This is a genomic window from uncultured Pseudomonas sp. (genome assembly GCF_943846705.1).
Classification (GTDB): domain Bacteria; phylum Pseudomonadota; class Gammaproteobacteria; order Pseudomonadales; family Pseudomonadaceae; genus Aquipseudomonas.
In genome coordinates this window covers 4,101,266-4,121,838 of the sequence record NZ_OX044366.1, presented here as the reverse complement: position 1 = coordinate 4,121,838, position 20,573 = coordinate 4,101,266, and the positions used below count along the sequence as shown (strand labels likewise).

Here is a 20,573-nt window from a genome sequence, read left to right as displayed (position 1 = left end):
TATGCAACGCTACGTGCCCCTGGCCTTGGTAATAATTGTTGCGACCCTGTGTCTGGCCGGCAGTTTGCTGCTGCGTTACTCGTTGATGGAGAGCGATCGCTGGGTGGGGTTGTGCGTGGCAGAACCGCAGCGCTTAGGTTGCCAGCTGCGTGCCGTGGTTGGTTGGCTGGTTCACTTCCGGGTCTTGGCCTGGGGTTCGTTGCTTTGTGCCGTGCTGGCGTTTGTCTGGCCGGGCGTGTGGGGCAAGCGCCTGGCGGTTCCGGCATTACTACTCGGTCTGCCGGCGCTGGTGTTGTACAGCGCCAGCCTGGGCGTGTTCGCCGTGGTGCTGGCGCTGCTGCGTTGGGTGCGTGCGCCGCAAACTGTTTGCTCAGGCGCTGTGTGCTTTGGCCCGCAAGCTGCGCCACAGGGCCGCGACCAGTAACGCGCTGATCAACGCCCAGCCCAGGGCCTGCCCGTTGCCCAGGGTTTCCTGGTACAGCTGCGGGGCAATGCCCGCGCCGATCAGCAGGGCCAGCAAGGCGATTTCACGGCGGTAGCCGCTCACCGGATGGCACAGATAAACCAGTGCCGGCAGTAATAGTGCGGCGCTGGGGAAGCTGCGGTAGCGAGCATCCACCAGCAGCGCGAGCATCATCACCGCGCCGGCAAAGCCACTCAGCAGCAGCCACACTGCTGCCTTGCCGTGCAGCCAGTTGAATAGCCGCAAGCGCCAGCCTGTTTGCTGACCGAGTAACAACACGGCGTAGGCCATCACCGTCAGGTTCAGCGCAATCAGTGCGCCGGCCCAGAGCCATTCGCCGAGGTAGCGGCTGGTGATCAGCATCAGCTCGGCAAACAGACCAATGCAGCCAGCAGCCAATGCCGCAAGCATTGGTAGCAGCAGCGCGGCGCGGGTTGCATGTGGACGCCCAGCCAGTAACAGCGCCGCGGCAAACAGGCTCAGGCTAACAGCCAGCCAGGCTGGCCAATGCGGAAGGTTGGACACGGGGCCGGAGAGGATCGATTTGTCCTGGCGGTCAGCGTCATACAGACCCCAGTAACCGCCCACCGCCCCTTCACTGATGCGTTTCCAGGGTTGGTCGAAGGCCTCGATCAGGTTGTAGCGCCAGCCATTCTGCTCGGCCATGGCGACGAAGCCACGGATGAATTTCGCTTGGTTCACCCGGCTCGGCACCGCAGTTTCGCGCTGGCGGCCTTCGCTGGGCCAGCCGGTTTCGCCAATCATGATGTCCTTTGGCGCATAGGCGATGCCGAACGTCTGGCGCACCTCGGCGACGTCATGCAGGGCGGTTTCAATACCGGCTGGATTGTCTTCCCAGTAAGGCAGCAAATGAATAGTGATGAAGTCCACCGCTGGCGCGACTTCTGGATGTTTGAGCCAGAACTCCCAGACATCGGCGTAGGTGACCGGCTGTTTGATCTGCGCCTTGACCTGTTCAATCAGCGCCACAAGTTGTTGCGGGGTGACCTCTTTGCGCAGCAGCGCCTCGTTGCCGACTATTACCGCCTGGATCACATCCGGGTGGGCGTTGGCGATCTTTACCAGACCGGCAATCTCAATGGCGGTATCAGCTGGGTTACGGCTGACCCAGGCGCCGACGATCAATTTCAAGCCATGCTTGCGCGCCATGTTCGGCAGCTCTTCCAGGCCGGTCACCGAATAGGTGCGCAGGCACTCGAAGCGCTCGGCCAGGATCGCCAGGTCCGCGTCCATGCGTTCGGGGCGCAGCTGGGTCGGCTGGTCGAAGGGCGACTGGTCTTTGGCAAACGGCGTGTAGGACGCACACTGCAGCTTGTGCGTGGGCGTGGCCGCATCGGCCAACTCAACCGGTTGGCCAATGGCAAACCAAAGGCCGAACAGCATCATCAGGCCGAGCAGGCAGGCAAACACGTAAGGTGCTGTAGGGAAGCGACAAGTGGCAGGCATGATCGGGCGCGTATGGTGGCTGAGGCGCGCATAGTAGCGGATTGACTCAGGGCTTGGCGGGCTGTTTTTAGCGCCAAGGTCAAGTGCTTGGCGCTGCTCTCAAGCCGTCATGCAGAGTGGTGCAACCAGGCATGTTTAGGGCGGTTGTCGGTGGCAGTCGAGCGACCTTCGATGCGCTGCCAGAGCTTCTCATGGAAGTAGAACCCCACCGAATTGCATAGCGGCTCTATGGTGGCAACCAGGCCGCTGGCGGCGATGCTGCCGGTCAAAGCGTAAGTGACAGCGAAGGCAATGCAAAAGTGCATCAAGGTAAACGTCACGGTCTTGAGCATGCTGCACCTCGAGTGAAAATTGTTGTTCGTTGAGGTGTAGCCTAATGGCTCAAGTGTGATTGTTAAAATGTTGCGTATGAATGGCTTTGATAGTTTTTTATGATTGAGGCGCTGGTCGGCCCATGCACCGGTTAGCAGGAAAATAAGCAATAAAAAACCCGCACTAGGCGGGTTTTTTATTTTCAAGCAGGCTTGAAATGTTGGCTGTTGCGAGGTTTAAACCACCGAGCAATTGGCGAAACGCCAACTGCGCTAACAACCCAAATATGGTCGGGGTAGGGGGATTCGAACTCCCGACATCCTGCTCCCAAAGCAGGCGCGCTACCGGACTGCGCTATACCCCGATGAACTACTGGCTCCGCGACCAGGACTCGAACCTGGGACCCAATGATTAACAGTCATTTGCTCTACCGACTGAGCTATCGCGGAACAACTGCGCGTATCCTACTGATTAGAAAGGGGAAGTCAATACTTGAATGACTTCCCCTGTGCTTTAGAGAACCGCTGCAATCGCCTGGGTGACGGCGGGCAGGTTGCGCTGGTTGAGTGCCGCGACGCAGATGCGCCCCGTACCGACAGCGTAGATGCCGAATTCGCCGCGCAGACGCTCGACCTGTTCGGTGGTGAGACCGGAGTAGGAGAACATGCCACGTTGCTCGGCGACAAAGCTGAAGTCACGTTTGGCACCCAGTGCCGCCAGCTGCTCAACCATGGCCATGCGCATGCTGCGAATGCGCTCGCGCATCTCGCCCAGCTCGGTTTCCCACATGCTACGCAGCTCTGGGCTGTTGAGTACGGTGGCCACCACGCTGGCGCCGTGGGTCGGCGGGTTGGAGTAGTTGGTGCGGATCACCCGCTTGACCTGCGATAGTACGCGGCCGGTTTCTTCTTGCGAGCCAGTGACGATGGACAGTGCACCGACACGCTCGCCGTACAAGGAGAACGACTTGGAGAACGAGCTGGAGACGAAGAACGTCAGGTCGGACTCGGCAAACAGGCGCACGGCTTCGGCGTCTTGTTCGATGCCATCGCCAAAGCCCTGATAGGCGATGTCGAGGAAGGGCACGTGCTCACGCTCGCGAAGAATTTCCAGCACGGCTTTCCAATCGTCCAGAGTCAGGTCGACACCGGTTGGGTTATGGCAGCAGGCATGCAGCACCACGATGGAGCGAGCGGGCAGATTCTTCAGGTCTTCGAGCAGGCCGCCACGGTTAACGCCGTTGCTGAATGCATCGTAGTAGCGGTAGTTGCGCACCGGAAAGCCAGCGGATTCGAACAGTGCGCGGTGGTTTTCCCAGCTTGGGTCGCTGATCGCTACGGTGGCGTCTGGCAGCAAGCGCTTGAGGAAGTCGGCGCCGATTTTCAGTGCGCCCGTACCGCCAATGGCCTGGGTGGTGATCACGCGGCCTTGTTGAATCAGAGTTGAATCTTGGCCAAACAGCAGTTTCTGCACGGCTTGGTCATAGGCGGCGATGCCTTCGATCGGCAGGTAGCCACGTGGCGCCTGGGCCGCGGTGAGAATGGTTTCCGCTTCGGCCACGGCGCGGAGCAGGGGAATACGCCCCTCTTCGGTGGTGTAAACACCGACGCCTAGGTTGACCTTAGTAGTGCGAGGGTCAGCGTTGAATGCTTCGTTAAGGCCCAGGATTGGGTCGCGCGGCGCCATTTCGACGGCAGAGAACAGGCTCATGGGATGCGGCAACTCGAAGAGGAAGGTGAGAATCAAGCAACACCCCGCTACGACAGATGCTAGGGGTTGCGTAAGTGGCCCGGTAGTATACCGAGCCATAACGTGTGCCGCGACAGCGTGCACACGCAATTCAACTGTTATGACGTAGGCTTTCAAGCTAGGTCACAGTGGTTTTATCGAGGTCAGTCATGTCCGAGTTTCAATTGGTCACCCGCTTCCAGCCTGCCGGCGATCAGCCCGAGGCGATTCGGCAGATGGTTGAGGGTCTGGAGGCAGGGCTTTCGCACCAGACCTTGCTCGGCGTAACCGGCTCGGGCAAGACCTTCTCTATCGCCAATGTGATCGCGCAAATTCAGCGCCCGACCCTGGTGCTAGCGCCTAACAAGACCCTGGCGGCGCAGCTGTATGGCGAGTTCAAGAGCTTCTTTCCGAATAACGCGGTGGAGTATTTCGTTTCCTACTACGACTACTACCAGCCGGAAGCCTATGTGCCGTCCTCGGATACCTTTATCGAGAAAGACGCCTCGATCAATGACCATATCGAGCAGATGCGTTTGTCGGCGACCAAGGCGTTGTTGGAGCGGTCGGACGCAATCATCGTCACCACCGTGTCGTGCATCTATGGCCTGGGTAGTCCTGAGTCGTACCTGAAAATGGTGTTGCACGTCGACCGTGGCGACAAGATGGATCAGCGCGCGCTGCTGCGCCGCCTGGCCGACTTGCAATACACCCGTAATGACATGGACTTCGCTCGCGCGACCTTCCGCGTGCGCGGTGATGTGATTGACATCTTTCCGGCGGAATCCGATCTGGAAGCCATCCGTATCGAGCTGTTCGACGATGAAGTCGAAAGCCTCTCGGCGTTTGATCCGCTGACCGGTGAGGTGATTCGCAAGCTGCCGCGTTTCACCTTTTACCCCAAGAGCCACTACGTCACCCCGCGTGAGGTGCTGTTGGAGGCCGTGGAGAAGATCAAGGTCGAGTTGGTCGAGCGCCTGGAATATCTGCGCAGCAATAACAAACTGGTCGAGGCGCAGCGCCTGGAGCAGCGCACCCGCTTCGACCTGGAGATGATCATCGAACTGGGTTACTGCAACGGCATCGAAAACTATTCGCGCTACCTCTCTGGGCGCGATTCCGGCCAGCCGCCGCCCACCTTGTACGACTACCTGCCGGATCAGGCGCTGCTGGTAATCGACGAATCCCACGTGTCGGTGCCGCAAGTCGGGGCGATGTATAAGGGCGACCGCTCGCGCAAGGAAACCCTGGTCGAGTACGGCTTCCGCTTACCTTCGGCGCTGGACAACCGGCCGATGAAGTTCGAAGAGTGGGAGGCGGCCAGCCCGCAAACCATCTTTGTCTCGGCGACGCCGGGTAACTACGAAGCCGAGCATGCTGGGCGGGTGATTGAGCAAGTGGTGCGGCCCACCGGCCTGGTTGATCCGCAGATCGAAGTGCGCCCGGCGCTGACTCAGGTCGATGACCTGCTCTCGGAAATCCACAAGCGTGTGGCCATCGAAGAGCGCGTGCTGGTGACCACCCTGACCAAGCGCATGGCCGAGGATTTGACCGACTATTTAGCCGATCACGGGGTTCGGGTGCGTTACCTGCACTCGGATATCGACACCGTGGAGCGGGTCGAAATCATTCGCGACCTGCGTATCGGGGTTTTTGATGTGTTGGTGGGGATCAACCTGTTGCGCGAAGGCTTGGACATGCCGGAAGTGTCATTGGTGGCGATTCTCGATGCTGACAAGGAAGGCTTCCTGCGCTCCGAGCGTTCGCTGATCCAGACCATCGGTCGCGCCGCGCGTAACCTCAATGGCCGGGCGATTCTCTATGCCGACCGCATGACCGGCTCCATGGAGCGCGCCATCGGTGAAACCGAGCGGCGCCGTGACAAGCAGATCGCCTTCAACGAAGCCAATGGCATTACCCCCAAAGGGGTGTTCAGGGACGTTAAGGACATCCTTGAGGGTGCTAACGTGCCCGGATCGCGTAGCAAGAAACGCAAAGGCATGGCCCAGGCAGCGGAGGAAAGCGCACGTTATGAGAACGAGCTGCGCTCGCCGAGCGAGATCAGCAAGCGCATTCGTCAGCTCGAAGAAAAAATGTATGCGCTGGCCCGCGACCTGGAATTCGAAGCCGCCGCGCAGATGCGTGATGAAATTCAGAAGCTGCGGGATCGACTCTTGCAGGTTTAGCAAGGGCTTTTAGGACGTAGGATGGGTTGAGGCGCGTGGCGCCGATACCCATCATTGGCGCTTGATGGGTATCGCTGTGCTCTACCCACCCTACGCAGGTCGCTTAGCGCCGGCCGAAGATAATCAGCATTACACCGCCCAGGGTGATGCCGCAGGCGAGCATGGCCAGCAGGCTGAGGTGCTCGTCCAGCACCAGGTAACCGAGCAGCAGGGCCACCACCGGGTTGACGAAGGCGAACGTCGACACCAGGCTGGGGCGCACTTCGCGCAGTAGCCAGAAGTACGCGGGATACACCCCCAGGCTCACCGGCAAGACCAGGTATGCCAGCCAGAGCCAGGCGTTGCTGCTGATGCTGCGCAAATCGAGGCTTTGCCAATCGCCATGCCACAGGCCGAACAAGCCGAGCAGCAGGGCGCCGATCAGCATTTGCAGGCTCAGCCCCAGCCAACTGGAGCGAAACGGCGGGCGTTGGCGCAACAGCCAGGCTCCGCACGCCCACAGCAGGGTGGCGCCGACCACCAGCAGGCCGGCGAGCCATTGTTCGGCTGAGGCGCTCTGGTCCAGGCCGTTATTCATCAGCAGGACAATCCCGCTGCAGGCCAGTGCCAGGCCGCACATCACCCACAATGGCGGGCGTTCACCGAGCAGCCACTCCAGTGCCACGCTCCATAACGGCAGGGTGGTGTAGAGCATGGCCAGCATGCCGGTTGGCAAAAACTGGTTGGCGTAGATCAGTGCGCCCTGGCCGACTGCGATCAGGCTTAAACCGCCCAGCAATACCCCGCCCCAATCGCTGCGTTGAATACGCAGTTGGCCGCTGAGGATTACCCACGCCAGGGCCAATAGCCCGGCAAAGGAAAAGCGCAGGCTGCCGATGACGAAGGGTGGCACTTCCAGCAGCAGGAAGTGGTTTGCCAGGTAGGTGGTGCCCCAGCCCAGATAAATAATGGCGAAAGCGCCTATCAGCAACAATGTGCGGGCGCGTGCAGCGGACTCAGGCATGGGCAACCTAGAAACAACAGTGCGCCGAGGATCGGCGCAGGCTGTGGATTAGTGTGCGGCACCACCAGTGGCACCGGGCGGCAGCTGACGGGTCAGCAGCACGGCGAGCATGCTGATAGCCAGGGCGATGCCAATACAATGGAAGGCGTCATTGTAGGCCATGATCGCCGCCTGTTGATGGGTGATTTCGCTGAGTTTGGCCAGGGCGGCCTGCTCGCTGCCCAGTTTCTCGGTCAGCAGTGCCAGGCGCTCGGCGACCTGCGGATTGCTCGGCACCAGGGATTCGCGCAGGTAGTCGAAATAGGTCTTGGCGCGGCTGTCGAGCAGGGTCGCCAGCAGGGCAATGCCGATGGCGCCGCCAAGGTTGCGCAGGATGTTGAACAGGCTCGACGCCGAACCGGCGTCTTGCGGCATTACGTAGGCGGTGGCGATCAGCGAGATGGTCACCATCACCAGCGGTTGGCCGAGCGCGCGAATGATCTGAATGTGGTTGAACTGCTCGCCGGCAAAATCCGGGTTGAGCACCCCGGAGGCGAAGCTGGCCGCCCCGAACAGGCCGAAGCCAATCGCGCAGAGCCATTTGGGCGAGACCTTTTTCATCATCAGTGGCACCAGTGGAATGATGAAGAGCTGCGGCACACCCATCCACATGATCACTTCGCCGATTTGCAGGGCGTTGTAGCCTTGGATTTGCGCCAGATACAGCGGCAGCACATAAATCGAGCCATACAGGCCCATGCCCAAGCCGACACTGGAAATACTCGACAGGCCGAAGTTGCGCTCACGCAGCACGCCCAGATTGATCAGTGGGTTGGCTCTTGAGGTCTGCAGGATGAAAAACAACACCAGGCTGATCGCGGCAACGCTGCCCAGACCGCTGATTAGGCTGGACTCCAGCCAGTCCTTGCGATGGCCCTCCTCAAGAAATACCTGCAGGCAGCCAAGCCCCAGGCCGAGGGTGAGAATGCCGGCGTAATCGGTGTTCTTCAGCAGCTCCCAATGTGGCGCTTTTTTCTCCAGGCCGTAGAGAATCCCGGCAATCATCAGCAGGCCGGGCGGTACGTTGATGTAGAAGATGTATTCCCAGCCGAAGTTCTCGGTCAGCCAGCCGCCGAGTGTAGGGCCGATTGAGGGGGCAAAGGTCGCGGTCAGGGCGAACAGCGCCATGCCTTTGGCGCGGTGGTGTTCGGGCAGCTTGATCAGGGTCAGGGTAAACGCCAGCGGGATCAGTGCGCCGCCGGTAAAACCCTGCATGGCGCGGAACACGATCATGCTCTCCAGGCTCCAGGCCATTGAGCAGAGCAGTGATGAAAACAAAAAGCCGATGGATACCCACACGGCCAGGCGGCGCGCCGAGAGCAACTGCACCAGCCAAGCGGTGAGCGGGATCATGATGATTTCCGCGACCAGGTAGGAGGTGGAAATCCACGAGCCTTCTTCCAGGGTGGCTGACAGTGCGCCCTGGATATCTTTGAGGGATGAGTTGGTGATCTGAATATCCAGCACGGCCATAAATGCGCCGAGCATCACGCTCATCACCGCAATCCAGTCGCGTCGGCTCGGTTCGCCGGTGGGGCGAGTCAGTGCATCAGCCGCCATGGCGAGCGTCGGCGCTGATATCGACTTTTACTTCGACCGACATGCCGGGGCGGATCAGGCCTTTGAGTGGGTTGTCGGCGGCGAAGGTCAGTTTCACCGGAATGCGTTGCACCACCTTGGTGAAGTTGCCGGTGGCGTTGTCTGGCGGCAACAGGCTGAACTGTGCCCCCGAGGCGGCGAACAGGCTGTCTACCTGGGCATCGATAGGGGTGTCGGGGTAGCTGTCGAAGGTCAGTTCGGCGCTCTGGCCGGGGAGCATGCGGCCGATCTGGGTTTCCTTGAAGTTGGCCTGAATCCAGACGTCCTGGTCGGGAACCAGCGACAGCAGGTAGGCGCCCGGCTGCACAACGTGGCCATTGCGTGCGGCACGTTGGCCGACAAAACCGCTGATGGGGGCGTGGATTTGTGTACGTGTGAGGTTTAGCTCGGCTTGCGCCAGGTCGCTACGGGCGCTGTTGATCTGCGCTTGCAGGCGTTTGATTTGCGCGTTGAGGGTGTTGATTTGCTGGCGCTGGGCTTGCAGGTCGGCCTGCGCCTTGCTGACGTGCGAGCGGGCAATACGGCTGTCAGTCGCCAGGCTGGTGACGCGCTCTTCGGAGACGAAACCTGGCTTGCGCAGGGCCTGGGCGCGCGAAAGGTCGACCTGGGTGCGGCCCAGGGTTGCTTCGCTGGCGGCTACATCTGCCTGGCTGGCGGCAATCAGGCTGGCTTGTTGCTCCAGGATGCTGCGCGCTTGGCTCAGCTCGGCCTCGCGGGTGGCGAGTGTGGCCTCGGCACGCTGTTTGGCCAGTTCAAAGTCGGCACTTTCCAATACCAGCAACAACTGGCCTTTCTCTACATGCTGGTTGTCCTGTACCAGGACCTGCTCAATGCGCGCGCCCAGCTGGCTGGATACGCGGGTGATCTCGCCTTGTACGTAAGCGTTGTCGGTCGTTTCAAGGTAGCGGCCGACCAGCAACCAGTGGCCGAGGAGGGCGGCGGCAATCAGGCCTAGAGCCGTCAGGAAGATAAACAGGCGGCGTTTCAGCTGGGTGGGCATGGCGGGCGCTCGTGGCTCTGGCAAAAGTGTAAGCAAATTTACCAGTGTTCCTTTCGCGCCTGTAGTCGCTAGACTTCATAAACTTTGTTGCTTATAGGGAACAATCATGGGGCTGGATGATGCGTTGATTTTCACGCGGGTGGTGGAGTGCCACAGCTTTACCTTGGCGGCGCAGGGGTTGGGCATGCAAAAGTCGACGGTGAGCCGGCGGATTGCCTTGCTGGAGGAGCGCCTTGGCGTGCGTTTGCTCAATCGCACCACGCGCAAGCTACGCCTTACCGAAGTCGGTCAGGCGTATTACGAGCGTTGCCGGCAGATCATGCTCGATTTTGCCGAGGCCGAGCAGGCCGTCATGCAACTGCAACAGGAGCCTTCCGGGTTGCTGCGGATTACCGCGCCGATTGAGTTTGGGCAGTTATTTCTCGGCCGCGTCCTGGGCGATTTTATGCGCCTGTATCCGCATATCAGTGCTGAAGTTGAGCTGACCTCGCGGCACGTTGATCCGGTGGAAGAGGGCGTGGACATCGCCATTTTGGTTGGCCAGCCGCAGGACTCAACCCTGATCGCACGCAAGGTGTTTGAAACCAGCCGCCGTCTATACGCCAGCCCTGGCTACCTGGCTTTGCATGGTACGCCGCAGCATGTAGGCGAGTTGCAGGCGCACCGGGCGATAGTGCTGCCGAATGACTCATCACGTTACTGGCCGTTGCTGGGTGAGAGTATCGCCTGTCAGCGTATTTTGGCCTGCAATAACATCACCTTTGCCCGCGAGGCGGCGCTGGCGGGAGCGGGAATTGCCGGCTTGCCCATCATGATCAGTGCGCTGGCGGTGGCTGAGGGGCGCTTGGTCGAGTTGCTGCCAGACGCCAGCCTGCCAGCGGGTGAGTTGTACGCGGTTTATCCTTCGCGGCGTTTCCAGGCCATGAAGGTGAAAACCTTTCTGGATTTTCTGATGACCAGTCTGCCGCTATCGGATGGTCGGTTGCTGGAGCCGGCGGCGGCCAGCCTGTTAATATCGCGGCCTTGAAACGATTGCCCGTTGCACATTCCTCTGAGAGCTGCCATGACCACCGTTCGTACCCGTATCGCGCCGTCGCCCACTGGTGATCCGCACGTAGGCACCGCCTATATCGCCCTGTTCAACCTGTGCTTTGCTCGTCAGCACGGTGGCGAATTTATCCTGCGTATCGAAGACACCGACCAGGTGCGCTCGACCCGTGAGTCGGAACAGCAGATTTATGACGCCCTGCGCTGGCTGGGTATTGAGTGGAGTGAAGGCCCGGATGTTGGTGGCCCGCACGGCCCGTATCGGCAGAGCGAGCGCGGTCACATTTACCAGAAGTACAGCGCCGAGCTGGTCGAGAAAGGCCATGCCTTCCACTGCTTCTGCAGCGCCGAGCGCCTGGATAAAGTGCGTGCCGAGCAGATGGAAGCCAAGCAGACGCCGCGTTATGACGGTCACTGCATGAGCCTGCCGGCCGCCGAGGTGCAGCAGCGCCTGGCGGCGGGTGAGCCGAACGTAGTACGCATGAAGGTACCGAGCAACGGCGTTTGCGTGGTGCCGGACATGCTGCGTGGCGAGGTCGAAATTCCGTGGGACCGTATGGACATGCAGGTGCTGATGAAGACCGACGGCCTGCCAACGTACTTCCTGGCCAACGTGGTTGATGACCACCTGATGGGTATCACCCACGTATTGCGCGGCGAAGAGTGGCTGCCGTCGGCGCCCAAACTGATTCTGCTCTATGAGTACTTTGGTTGGGACAAGCCGCAGTTGTGCTACATGCCGCTGCTGCGCAACCCGGACAAGAGCAAGCTGTCCAAGCGCAAGAACCCGACCTCGATCACCTTCTACGAGCGCATGGGTTATCTGCCCCAGGCCATGCTCAACTACCTCGGCCGTATGGGCTGGTCGATGCCGGACGAGCGCGAGAAGTTCAGCCTCGACGAGATGGTCGAGCACTTCGACATCAATCGCGTATCGCTGGGTGGTCCGATCTTCGATCTGGAGAAGCTGTCCTGGCTCAATGGTCAGTGGATGCGTGAGTTGAGCGTCGAGGATTTCGCTGCCGGTGCACAGAAGTGGGCGTTCAATAGCAATTACCTGATGCAGATAGCCCCGCACGTGCAGGGCCGAGTGGAAACCTTCAGTCAGATTGCCCCGCTGGCCAGTTTCTTCTTCGCCGGTGGCGTGACAGCAGATGCTGCGCTGTTCGCGCACAAGAAGCTTTCGGCCGACCAGGTGCGTCAGGTCATGCAGTTGATCCTGTGGAAGCTCGAAGCACTGCGTCAGTGGGAGAAAGAGCAGATCACCGGCTGCATTCAGGCGGTGGTCGAACACCTTGAGCTGAAATTGCGTGATGCCATGCCGTTGATGTTCGCGGCGATTACCGGTCAGGCCAGCTCGGTGTCGGTGCTCGATGCCATGGAGATCCTCGGCCCGGATCTGACACGCTTCCGTCTGCGCCAGGCCATTGAGCTGCTCGGTGGCGTATCGAAGAAAGAAAACAAAGAGTGGGAAAAGCTGCTGGCGGCCATTGCCTAAGCCGCTGATTGCCTCGTCCGGTCGTCGTTTTAGGTCGACGGGATGGGGTAAGTGGTTGTTCTGCCAGCATAAAGATTACGCTTGTCGGTAAAAATAATGTTGACAGGAGTGGGGCGCGCTTTTAACATGCGCCCCGTCCTTGAGATGGGGCTATAGCTCAGCTGGGAGAGCGCTTGCATGGCATGCAAGAGGTCAACGGTTCGATCCCGTTTAGCTCCACCATCTTCAAAGCCGAAAGGCTTGCCACAATCAGCTCTTGTAGCTGGTTGCGTTGTAGAAGGGTTACGTCCCCTTCGTCTAGTGGCCTAGGACACCGCCCTTTCACGGCGGTAACAGGGGTTCGAGTCCCCTAGGGGACGCCAGTTTCAAAAAGCAGTGCTGGTTTGGGCTGTGAGCCGAGAGGCGATAAATCTGGGGGTATAGCTCAGCTGGGAGAGCGCTTGCATGGCATGCAAGAGGTCAACGGTTCGATCCCGTTTATCTCCACCAATTTTGCAGTAGCAGTAACTGCCACGGGCCAGCGTTAAGCTGGCCTTGTTTTTCGAAGGTTTCGTCCCCTTCGTCTAGTGGCCTAGGACACCGCCCTTTCACGGCGGTAACAGGGGTTCGAGTCCCCTAGGGGACGCCATTTTTGCCCGCTCTGCGGGATTTTGAAGGGTCATTCTTAACTGAATGGCCCTTTTGTTTTTTTGCCTTGGGTGTTTTGCGCCGTAAGTGGCGTGCTTGGCCCAGGTAGGGGCTTTGGCGGCGTCCCATCGCGCACGGCCTTAGGCTCTTCGGTGCTGACTGCGTGAGCAGGGTGGCGGGTCAGGCTTCGTCTAGGGCGCTTGCGTCGTAGCTAAGGACCCGATTACGACCTGCGGCCTTGGCCCGATAGAGCGTCTCGTCGGCATGGCGTAACAGTTGTTCGCGGTTACTCACCTCATCTGGGATCAGCGCATAGACGCCAATGCTCAGGCTCATGCTGATGCTCAGTCCTTGATGCTGGCACGGATGGGTGGCCAGATCGTCACGTAACTGTTCGGCCAGGCGCATCGCTCCTGCCTGGTCGGTGTCGCAGAGCACGGCGGCAAACTCTTCGCCGCCAAAGCGAACCAGTAGATCGTGGCTGCGCATGCGCTGCTGCATACGTTGGGCGGCGTGCTGCAGGCAGGCGTCGCCAGTCAAATGGCCATATTGATCGTTGACCTGTTTGAAGTGATCCAAATCCATCATCAGCATGGCAATGGGTTGGCGGCTGCGTTTGGCTTGGGCGAGCAGGCGCTCTAATTCTTCGTTAAGTACCTGGCGGTTGAATAACCCGGTCAGGTTGTCGCGGCGGCTGAGCTCGGCCAGCTGCTGGTTGGCAGTTGAGAGCTCTTGCAGCGCGTACTCCAGTGAGGCTGTGCGCTGCTGTACCCGAGCTTCCAGTCCTTCATTGATCTGGTGCTGCAAGTTCAGGCTTTTGGCCTGCTCCATGCGCAACTGATGTTCCTTGGCAAACAACCGTGCCTGAGCCATGTGGTGATCGCTTTGCGCCTGACGAATGCGTGAGCCAAGGGCAATCGAGAAAATCACCAGCTCGAACAGGCTGCCGATTTGTTGGGCATGTAGGGTCAGCAGAGAGTTGGCGATCAGGCCTGTACCGCTGATGACGCTGAATAGGCTGGCGATAATCAGGACTGACCAGCCGAGGGCAAATAGTTTGGCCTGCACGTAACCTGCGCGCCAGCGCAGTGCCGTGATGATGCAGCCGGCAACCGCGCAAACTATCAACAGCGCAAAGCTACCGAGCAACGCCACCTGGTAAGGCGCCGTCAGGGCTAGCCCCATCACCAGCAGGCTGCCGCCCAGCAGGGCGCGACTGACCCAGGTGTAGGCGCGGTGTTGGCTCTTGAGGTCGAGAATGCCGTAGGTGAAAAAAATTCCGAACAGGGTCGCCAAGGCTGAGCTGAAGGGAAAGCTCAGTTGATGCCATGTCAGTGAGTTCGGCCAAAGCCACTGCAAGGCGAATCCCTGCTGAATGAACTGATAAAAACTGAAGCTGGCGACAAACAGGCTGTACCAGAGGTAGTTGCGATCATGGGTGATGCTAAAGATCGACAGGTTGTAGATCAGCATCACCAGCAGGGCGCCGAAAAACAGCCCTTGCAGCATGAGCATGCGCTGCTCGTTATGGTTGAAGGCTTGTGCGCTCATCAGGCTGGCGCTGAGGTTGGCCGAGCCTTCGGTCTGCATGCGCAGGATCAGCTCGCGTTCTTCGCCTGCCGCCAGGTTGAATGGCAGCACCAGTTGGCGGTGATCGATCCAGCGCTGGTGAAAAGGGCGTTGATCGCCGGCCTTATAAACGCGGTCGCCGTCTAGGCCGTAAGCATCCAGGGTATCAAGCAGTGGATTGCCAATCACTAGGGCCCAGTCGATCGCCGCATTACTGGGGTTGTGCAGGGAGATGCGCAGCCAGTAGGCGTGTTGGCTGTAACCGAAGCTGGCATCGCGGCGCGCCACCGGTTGCCAGGCGGACTCTGGTAGTTGGCGAACGCTGTGGATGTCAGCCAGGCCCGCGGGGTCTTCCCAGACTTGCATGCTAGGGCCTGCGAGCAGCGGCGAGTTGCTGGCGATCAGGGGCAGGCTTGTGGCCTGAGCCAGCGTCGGCAGCAATAACAATATGAGTACACGCAGCAACACATTCAAAGCAGGTTACTCATTGTAAGAACGTTGGCTATTACGGCAAAAGGTGCATTATTGCGCGGTCTGATGACAGATCGATAGCTTAGGTGAGGTTGCTTATGGGCTGTAATTTGTTGCATTGCTATGCCGGGCGTAACGCTTGTCTGCATGCGCTGGCCAGCGAGCTTCTGGCGCACATTCAGGCCACGTTGGCGCTACAGTCACGCGCCGGGCTGGTGCTGCCGGGTGGCAGCAGTCCACAGGCGCTGTTGCCTTTGCTGGCTGAGCAACTGCAGGTTCAGCGTATTGATCTTAGCCCCAGTGATGAGCGCTGGGTGCCAGCTGATGATGCTGCAAGTAATTGGCAGCTGTTAAGTCAGGGGCTGCCGCAGGCGCATTGTCTCGACCCGCGACAGGGCGCGAGCCGTGAGCAGTCTGCGTTAGCCTGGGCTGAGCAGTTGCGCCAGTGGCAGCCATTCAGTGCTGTTTTGCTGGGGATGGGCGAGGACGGCCATATAGCTTCGTTGTTTCCCGGCATGCCGGGCCTGGCGGCGGCGCTCGACCCTAATGCCGAGCCAGCGGCTTTGCCGGCGCAGGCACCAGAAGAACCTCGTGAGCGCCTGTCGCTGAACTTGGCCATGCTGCAACGAGGGCGGTGGCTGGGCTTGCTGGCGTTTGGCGAGCGCAAGCGCGCATTGATTGATGCCGTGCTGGCTGACGAGCCTGGGGCGCGAGACCTGCCCTTGTATGCCTGGCTGCAGCGCAGCCCGTTACCGGTAAACATCTACTGGGCGCCCTGAGCCGTTACACTGTAAGTCTGTACCGCGCGGATAAAAGGAGCCGTCATGTTGCATCCGGTTGTTGAGCAGGTCACCGCCGCCCTAGAGCAGCGCTCGGCTAAACGCCGCGAACGCTACTTGCAGCGCCTGGCACAAGCATCGGTGCGTACCGCGCATCAGGCCTTGGGTTGCTCCAATTTGGCCCATGCCCTGGCTGCGCAACCCGATGACGCGCGGTTGATCATCAAGCAGGGTGGCTCGCCGCATGTGGCGATCATTTCCAGTTACAACGATCTGCTCTCGGCCCATGCGCCGCTGCGCGATTATCCCGAGCGGCTGAAGGTGGCATTGGCCAGGGCTGGGGCGACCTCGCAGTTTGCCGCCGGGGTGCCGGCCATGTGCGACGGCATCACCCAGGGCGAGGGTGGCATGCAGCTGTCGCTGTTCTCCCGCGACTTGATTGCCCAAGCGGCTGCTATTGGCCTTACCCATGGCATTTTCGACGGCGCGCTGTACCTTGGGGTGTGCGACAAGATTGTCCCCGGCTTGTTGATCGGCGCGCTGCATTTCGGCCATCTGCCCGCCGTGTTCGTACCGGCCGGCCCCATGCAGTCGGGCCTGCCAAACAAGGAAAAAGCCGCGGTGCGCCAGCGCTTTGCCCGCGGAGAAGCCAGTCGTGACGAGCTGCTCGCCGCGGAGCTGGCGGCTTACCACCAAGCGGGGACCTGCACGTTCTATGGCACGGCCAATACCAATCAGCTGCTGATGGAAGCTTTGGGCCTGCATGTGCCGGGTAGCGCCTTTGTCCATCCTTACACGCCACTGCGCGATGCGCTGACCGATGAGGCCGCGCGCCTGGTGGCGCATAACAGCCGCAAAGGCGAACGCTATCTGCCGGTCGGCCAGCAGATTAATGCACGGGCACTGATCAACGCCGTGGTGGCCCTGCTCGCCAGCGGTGGCTCGACCAATCATACCCTGCACTTGCCGGCCATCGCCCGTGCTGCCGGCTACGAGCTGAACTGGGATGATTTTGCTGCGCTGTCCAAGGTGGTGCCGCTGCTGGCGCGGGTGTATCCCAATGGCGCGGCGGACGTCAATCAGTTCCAGGCCGCTGGCGGCCCGGCCTGGCTGTTGCGTGAGTTACTCGGCGCAGGCTTGTTGCATGACGATGTGGCCACCGCCGCCGGGCATGGCTTGGGTGCTTATACCCGCGAAGCGTGGCTGGATGGCGAGCGCCTGGCCTGGCGCGAGTTGCCGCAGCAGAGCCCGGCGCGCGATATTGTTCGGCCAGCGGCCGAGCCCTTTGTCGAGGAGGGCGGGCTGGTGCTGCTCACCGGTAACCTGGGGCGCGCCATCCTGAAAACCTCGGCGGTGGATCCGGCGTACTGGCAGATTCGCGCCCAGGCACGCATTTTTGATTCAGAAGCGGCCGTGCAGGCGGCTTACAGCGCCGGCGAGCTACAAGGTGACCTGGTACTGGTGGTGCGCTTCCAAGGTCCACAAGCCAACGGCATGCCCGAGTTGCATAAACTGATGCCCTTGCTGGCCAATCTGCAGCAAGCCGGGCAGCGGGTTGCGTTGGTCACCGATGGGCGCATGTCCGGGGCTTCCGGGCAGGTTTCCACGGCGTTGCACGTGACCCCGGAAGCAGCTGCTGGCGGCGCTTTGGCGCGGTTGCAGGATGGCGACTGGTTGGTGTTGGATGCGCAGCACGGGCTGCTGCAGGTGGAGCTGAGTGAGCAGCAGCTTGCCGCACGGCCCTTGGCGGCGGCCAGTGTTGAAATGGAATTGGGTTATGGTCTGGAAATGTTCGGCGCGCAGCGCCGCCTGGTCGGTTCGGCTGAGCAGGGTGCCAGCAGCCTATTTGAAGATTGAGTTTAGAGCGGGGAACAACGCATGAGCCTGACGATAGATGCAGTGCTGCAACAGGCCCGTCCGGTGTTACCGGTATTGGTGGTCGAAGACGTCAGCTTGGCGGTGGACCTGGCCCGTGCGCTGCACGCCGGTGGTATCCGTGTGCTGGAAGTGACCCTGCGTACACCACAGGCCCTGGATGCGCTGGCTACCATGCGCAAGGAACTGCCGGAGTTGCTGATCGGTGCGGGTACGGTGATTCATGCCGAACAATTTCGCGAAGCCCGTGAGGCCGGCGCGCAGTTCGCGGTTAGCCCCGGTTGTACCGAGCGTCTGGCGGCAGCGGCCGAGGCTTCCGGCCTGCCCTATTTGCCGGGGGTGATGACGCCGTCCGAAGTGCTGCAGGCGCTGGAATACGGCTACCGCTCGCTCAAGCTGTTCCCGGCTGACGGCGCGACCAGCATCAAGATGCTCAAAAGTTTTAAAGGCCCGTTCACCGGCATTCGCTTTTGCCCGACTGGCGGGGTGACCCCGGATAATTTGCTGGGTTTCCTGCGGCTGCCCAACGTGGCGTGCGTGGGCGGCACCTGGATCGCCCCCAGCAACCTGGTGCGGGCCCGCGCCTGGGATCAGATCACTCAGTTGGCCGCCGAAGCTCGGGCGTTGGCGGGTAGCCTGGAGCAGCCGGCATGATGTGGGATTTAACTAACCCGTTCGTGATTGATATCGAGGTCACGACGGACGATATCGACGGTCTTGGCCATGCCAATAACGCCGTGTACGTCAGCTGGCTGGAGCGCTGCGCCTGGCGACATTCGCAGTTTCTTGGGCTGGATCTGAGCGAATACCGTCGCCTCGATCGCGCCATGGCTGTGCTACGCCATGAAATCGACTACCTGGCCAGCGCCTATGAAGAGCAACAACTGCAGATGGCCACCTGGATTGTTGAGTCCGATCAACGTCTGAAAATGGACCGCTGCTTCCAGCTGATTCGTCCAGAAGACGGCATGACGCTGTTGCGGGCGAAAACCACCTTTGTCTGCATCGAGCTGTCCAGCGGTAAGCCCAAGCGCATGCCGGCAGAGTTTGTTGAAGGCTACGGCGCGGCGCTGCAGCCGGCTTTTCCCATGGAGCTTTGAGCTGTCGTTGGGCTAAAGCCTGGCCGTTGATTTGCTACGCCGCGTACACTACGCGGCGTTTTTTATGGTCCGCCATTAATGGCTGCCAGCCTGCCGGGCCGTTGCTGCGCAGCGGCCTAGACAATTTTGAGAGCTGAGCTTATGCAAATCGCCCTGGCCCCGATGGAGGGGTTGGTCGACGAAATCCTTCGTGATGTGCTGACCCGGGTCGGCGGCATCGACTGGTGCGTGACCGAGTTTATTCGGGTCACTGAGCGGGTGTTGCCGGCCAGCACCTACCAGAAGCTGGCCCCGGAATTGTTCAGTGGCGCGCAAACGGCTGCCGGTACGCCGCTGCGCGTGCAGTTCCTCGGCTCCGACCCCAGCTGTTTGGCCGATAACGCGGCGTTTGCCTGCACCCTCGGCGCCCCTGTAATTGATCTCAACTTTGGCTGCCCGGCCAAGACGGTAAACAAATCCCGCGGTGGTGCGGTGCTGCTCAAAGAGCCCGAGTTGTTGCACGCCATCGTCCGCGAGGTGCGTCGCGCGGTGCCTGCGGCTATCCCGGTAACCGCGAAGATGCGCTTGGGTTTTGACCACAAGGACTATGCCCTGGAGTGTGCCCAGGCCCTGGCTGAAGGCGGTGCGGCGCAGATCGTGGTGCACGCGCGGACCAAGGTCGAAGGCTACAAGCCGCCGGCGCATTGGGAGTGGGTGGCGCGGGTGCAGGACGCGGTCAAGGTGCCGGTGTTCGCCAATGGCGAGATCTGGAGCCTGGATGACTGGCGACGTTGCCGTGAGGTCAGCGGTGTCGAGGACATCATGCTTGGTCGCGGCCTGGTGGCGCGCCCGGATCTGGCTCGGCAAATTGCCGCCGCCAAGGCCGGAAAGGCGCTGGATGCCATGAGTTGGGTTGAGTTGCAGCCGCTGCTGGCGGATTTCTGGCTGCAGGCGCGGCGCAAAATCTCGCCACGCTATGCGCCAGGGCGACTCAAGCAATGGCTGGCGATGCTGACCCGCAGCTACCCCGAGGCGACCGAGCTGTTCGGCGTGCTGCGCCGCGAAAGCGACTGCCTAAGTATCGATGCCTTGCTCGGCATCAACTTTGCCGAAGCGCAGCGCCAGCAGCAGGCGAGGGCGTGTTCTTAGCGCCGCAGGGCATCGGCATGCGCTCCGGGCTGCGATGGATGCCGTTGATTGGCATGGCGTTACTCATCGCATGGCCGCTCTGTAAGAAAATTTTTCAGAGGCTTGAAATCTACTTGAACAGCCACATTATTAGTCGTGTGGGATGCCGAATTCGGGTCCTGCATTGACTACTCGCTGATTTCAGGAGATTTAAATTATGAGCACTGCATTTTCCATGACCCCGCTGCTGCGCCAGTCCGTTGGCTTTGACCGTTTCAATGACCTGTTCGAGTCCGCCATGCGCAATGAAGCGGGGAGCAGCTATCCACCCTACAACGTGGAAAAGTATGCCGACGACCAGTACCGCATTGTGGTCGCGGCGGCCGGTTTTGAGGAAGAAGACCTGGAGCTGCAAGTCGAGCGTGACGTACTGACAGTCACCGGCGGCAAGCGTGACAGCAACACCGAGAACGTCACTTACCTGTATCAGGGCATTGCCCAGCGGGCGTTCAAGCTGTCGTTCCGCCTGGCTGACCATATCGAAGTTAAGGCTGCCAGTCTGGTCAATGGCCTGCTGAATATCGACCTGGTGCGTATCGTGCCGGAAGAAGCCAAGGCCAAGCGCATCCCGATTGGGGCGAGCCGTCCCGTGCTTAACAGCTAACTGTCAGGCCGCTGCAAGCCAAGGGCACCTTCGGGTGCC

17 protein-coding genes and 6 tRNA genes are annotated in these 20,573 nt (G+C 60.5%); 14 read left to right on the top strand and 9 right to left on the bottom strand.

Annotated elements, in window-relative coordinates; all coding sequences use genetic code 11:
- The first annotated feature begins 1 nt into the window (after position 1).
- On the top strand, positions 2-424 hold the full coding sequence (locus tag Q0V31_RS19160) for a hypothetical protein (RefSeq protein ID WP_298190518.1): 423 nt from the start codon (positions 2-4) through the stop codon (positions 422-424).
- On the opposite strand, the gene Q0V31_RS19155 is transcribed toward Q0V31_RS19160, so the two are convergent.
- The 5 genes from Q0V31_RS19155 to Q0V31_RS19135 all read right to left on the bottom strand — a co-directional run bounded on the left by Q0V31_RS19155 (position 371) and on the right by Q0V31_RS19135 (position 3,952).
- A complete protein-coding gene (locus Q0V31_RS19155; RefSeq protein ID WP_298190516.1) occupies positions 371-1,930 on the bottom strand; it encodes a beta (1-6) glucans synthase in 1,560 nt (519 codons plus the stop codon). The two genes, Q0V31_RS19160 and Q0V31_RS19155, sit on opposite strands and share 54 nt — an antisense overlap.
- 107 nt (positions 1,931-2,037) lie before the next feature.
- Complete coding sequence (locus Q0V31_RS19150) at positions 2,038-2,262, bottom strand: DUF2061 domain-containing protein (RefSeq protein ID WP_298190515.1); 225 nt, start codon at positions 2,260-2,262, stop codon at positions 2,038-2,040.
- Between the two features lie 267 nt (positions 2,263-2,529).
- Positions 2,530-2,606: transfer RNA gene (locus tag Q0V31_RS19145), tRNA-Pro, on the bottom strand.
- Positions 2,607-2,615: 9 nt separating this feature from the next.
- Positions 2,616-2,691 (bottom strand) — tRNA-Asn (locus tag Q0V31_RS19140).
- A 64-nt stretch (positions 2,692-2,755) separates the two neighbouring features.
- Complete coding sequence (locus tag Q0V31_RS19135) at positions 2,756-3,952, bottom strand: amino acid aminotransferase (protein ID WP_298191156.1); 1,197 nt, start codon at positions 3,950-3,952, stop codon at positions 2,756-2,758.
- 188 nt (positions 3,953-4,140) lie between these two features.
- On the opposite strand from Q0V31_RS19135, the gene uvrB reads away from it, so the two are divergent.
- Positions 4,141-6,156, top strand: a complete 2,016-nt coding sequence (uvrB, locus tag Q0V31_RS19130; RefSeq protein WP_298190513.1) for an excinuclease ABC subunit UvrB — start codon at positions 4,141-4,143, stop codon at positions 6,154-6,156.
- A gap of 103 nt (positions 6,157-6,259) precedes the next feature.
- Here uvrB and Q0V31_RS19125 read toward each other — a convergent pair whose 3' ends face one another.
- The 3 genes from Q0V31_RS19125 to Q0V31_RS19115 are packed head-to-tail and all read right to left on the bottom strand — an operon-like array spanning position 6,260 to position 9,797.
- Positions 6,260-7,159 carry an EamA family transporter gene (locus tag Q0V31_RS19125; protein ID WP_298190511.1) on the bottom strand — a complete coding sequence of 300 codons (900 nt, stop codon included), beginning with the start codon at positions 7,157-7,159 and terminating at the stop codon, positions 6,260-6,262.
- A 48-nt stretch (positions 7,160-7,207) separates the two neighbouring features.
- Positions 7,208-8,698, bottom strand: a complete 1,491-nt coding sequence (locus tag Q0V31_RS19120) for an MDR family MFS transporter (protein WP_298191154.1) — start codon at positions 8,696-8,698, stop codon at positions 7,208-7,210.
- Between the two features lie 49 nt (positions 8,699-8,747).
- Positions 8,748-9,797 (bottom strand): HlyD family secretion protein, encoded by a 1,050-nt coding sequence (locus tag Q0V31_RS19115; protein WP_298190509.1) that lies wholly within the window; start codon positions 9,795-9,797, stop codon positions 8,748-8,750.
- Between the two features lie 106 nt (positions 9,798-9,903).
- Between Q0V31_RS19115 and Q0V31_RS19110 the strand changes: the two genes are divergently transcribed.
- The 6 genes from Q0V31_RS19110 to Q0V31_RS19085 all read left to right on the top strand — a co-directional run bounded on the left by Q0V31_RS19110 (position 9,904) and on the right by Q0V31_RS19085 (position 12,970).
- Complete coding sequence (locus tag Q0V31_RS19110; protein ID WP_298190507.1) at positions 9,904-10,824, top strand: LysR family transcriptional regulator; 921 nt, start codon at positions 9,904-9,906, stop codon at positions 10,822-10,824.
- Between the two features lie 36 nt (positions 10,825-10,860).
- Positions 10,861-12,342, top strand: coding sequence for a glutamate--tRNA ligase (gene gltX / locus Q0V31_RS19105; protein ID WP_298190505.1), 1,482 nt, complete (start codon positions 10,861-10,863; stop codon positions 12,340-12,342).
- Positions 12,343-12,488: 146 nt separating this feature from the next.
- Positions 12,489-12,564, top strand: a tRNA-Ala gene (locus Q0V31_RS19100).
- Positions 12,565-12,628: 64 nt separating this feature from the next.
- Positions 12,629-12,704: transfer RNA gene (locus Q0V31_RS19095), tRNA-Glu, on the top strand.
- Between the two features lie 51 nt (positions 12,705-12,755).
- Positions 12,756-12,831: transfer RNA gene (locus Q0V31_RS19090), tRNA-Ala, on the top strand.
- 63 nt (positions 12,832-12,894) lie between these two features.
- A tRNA-Glu gene (locus Q0V31_RS19085) sits at positions 12,895-12,970 on the top strand.
- 179 nt (positions 12,971-13,149) lie between these two features.
- On the opposite strand, the gene Q0V31_RS19080 is transcribed toward Q0V31_RS19085, so the two are convergent.
- Positions 13,150-15,006 carry a diguanylate cyclase gene (locus Q0V31_RS19080; RefSeq protein ID WP_298191152.1) on the bottom strand — a complete coding sequence of 619 codons (1,857 nt, stop codon included), beginning with the start codon at positions 15,004-15,006 and terminating at the stop codon, positions 13,150-13,152.
- A gap of 101 nt (positions 15,007-15,107) precedes the next feature.
- Between Q0V31_RS19080 and Q0V31_RS19075 the strand changes: the two genes are divergently transcribed.
- The 6 genes from Q0V31_RS19075 to Q0V31_RS19050 all read left to right on the top strand — a co-directional run bounded on the left by Q0V31_RS19075 (position 15,108) and on the right by Q0V31_RS19050 (position 20,534).
- Positions 15,108-15,788 carry a 6-phosphogluconolactonase gene (locus Q0V31_RS19075; RefSeq protein WP_298190503.1) on the top strand — a complete coding sequence of 227 codons (681 nt, stop codon included), beginning with the start codon at positions 15,108-15,110 and terminating at the stop codon, positions 15,786-15,788.
- Positions 15,789-15,836: 48 nt separating this feature from the next.
- Positions 15,837-17,645 (top strand): phosphogluconate dehydratase, encoded by a 1,809-nt coding sequence (gene edd / locus Q0V31_RS19070; RefSeq protein ID WP_298191150.1) that lies wholly within the window; start codon positions 15,837-15,839, stop codon positions 17,643-17,645.
- 21 nt (positions 17,646-17,666) lie between these two features.
- Positions 17,667-18,317, top strand: coding sequence for a bifunctional 4-hydroxy-2-oxoglutarate aldolase/2-dehydro-3-deoxy-phosphogluconate aldolase (locus Q0V31_RS19065; RefSeq protein WP_298190500.1), 651 nt, complete (start codon positions 17,667-17,669; stop codon positions 18,315-18,317).
- On the top strand, positions 18,314-18,763 hold the full coding sequence (locus tag Q0V31_RS19060) for a thioesterase family protein (RefSeq protein WP_298190498.1): 450 nt from the start codon (positions 18,314-18,316) through the stop codon (positions 18,761-18,763). Before Q0V31_RS19065 ends, Q0V31_RS19060 begins: the two co-directional genes overlap by 4 nt.
- Before the next feature lie 141 nt (positions 18,764-18,904).
- Entirely contained in the window at positions 18,905-19,891 is a 987-nt protein-coding gene (locus tag Q0V31_RS19055) for a tRNA-dihydrouridine synthase (protein WP_298190496.1), read from the top strand.
- Positions 19,892-20,087: 196 nt separating this feature from the next.
- On the top strand, positions 20,088-20,534 hold the full coding sequence (locus tag Q0V31_RS19050) for an Hsp20 family protein (RefSeq protein ID WP_298190494.1): 447 nt from the start codon (positions 20,088-20,090) through the stop codon (positions 20,532-20,534).
- Positions 20,535-20,573: the final 39 nt, after the last annotated feature.

Excerpts from the sequence above, each read along its gene's own strand:
- Q0V31_RS19155 (WP_298190516.1), bottom strand. The coding sequence starts at position 1,930 with ATGCCTGCCACTTGTCGCTTCCCTACAGCACCTTACGTGTTTGCCTGC.
- Q0V31_RS19125 (WP_298190511.1), bottom strand. The coding sequence starts at position 7,159 with ATGCCTGAGTCCGCTGCACGCGCCCGCACATTGTTGCTGATAGGCGCT.
- Q0V31_RS19110 (WP_298190507.1), top strand. The coding sequence starts at position 9,904 with ATGGGGCTGGATGATGCGTTGATTTTCACGCGGGTGGTGGAGTGCCAC.
- Q0V31_RS19115 (WP_298190509.1), bottom strand. The coding sequence starts at position 9,797 with ATGCCCACCCAGCTGAAACGCCGCCTGTTTATCTTCCTGACGGCTCTA.
- Q0V31_RS19060 (WP_298190498.1), top strand. The coding sequence starts at position 18,314 with ATGATGTGGGATTTAACTAACCCGTTCGTGATTGATATCGAGGTCACG.
- Q0V31_RS19055 (WP_298190496.1), top strand. The coding sequence starts at position 18,905 with ATGCAAATCGCCCTGGCCCCGATGGAGGGGTTGGTCGACGAAATCCTT.
- Q0V31_RS19135 (WP_298191156.1), bottom strand. The coding sequence starts at position 3,952 with ATGAGCCTGTTCTCTGCCGTCGAAATGGCGCCGCGCGACCCAATCCTG.
- Q0V31_RS19160 (WP_298190518.1), top strand. The coding sequence starts at position 2 with ATGCAACGCTACGTGCCCCTGGCCTTGGTAATAATTGTTGCGACCCTG.
- Q0V31_RS19065 (WP_298190500.1), top strand. The coding sequence starts at position 17,667 with ATGAGCCTGACGATAGATGCAGTGCTGCAACAGGCCCGTCCGGTGTTA.
- Q0V31_RS19150 (WP_298190515.1), bottom strand. The coding sequence starts at position 2,262 with ATGCTCAAGACCGTGACGTTTACCTTGATGCACTTTTGCATTGCCTTC.
- gltX (WP_298190505.1), top strand. The coding sequence starts at position 10,861 with ATGACCACCGTTCGTACCCGTATCGCGCCGTCGCCCACTGGTGATCCG.
- uvrB (WP_298190513.1), top strand. The coding sequence starts at position 4,141 with ATGTCCGAGTTTCAATTGGTCACCCGCTTCCAGCCTGCCGGCGATCAG.
- Q0V31_RS19050 (WP_298190494.1), top strand. The coding sequence starts at position 20,088 with ATGAGCACTGCATTTTCCATGACCCCGCTGCTGCGCCAGTCCGTTGGC.
- Q0V31_RS19075 (WP_298190503.1), top strand. The coding sequence starts at position 15,108 with ATGGGCTGTAATTTGTTGCATTGCTATGCCGGGCGTAACGCTTGTCTG.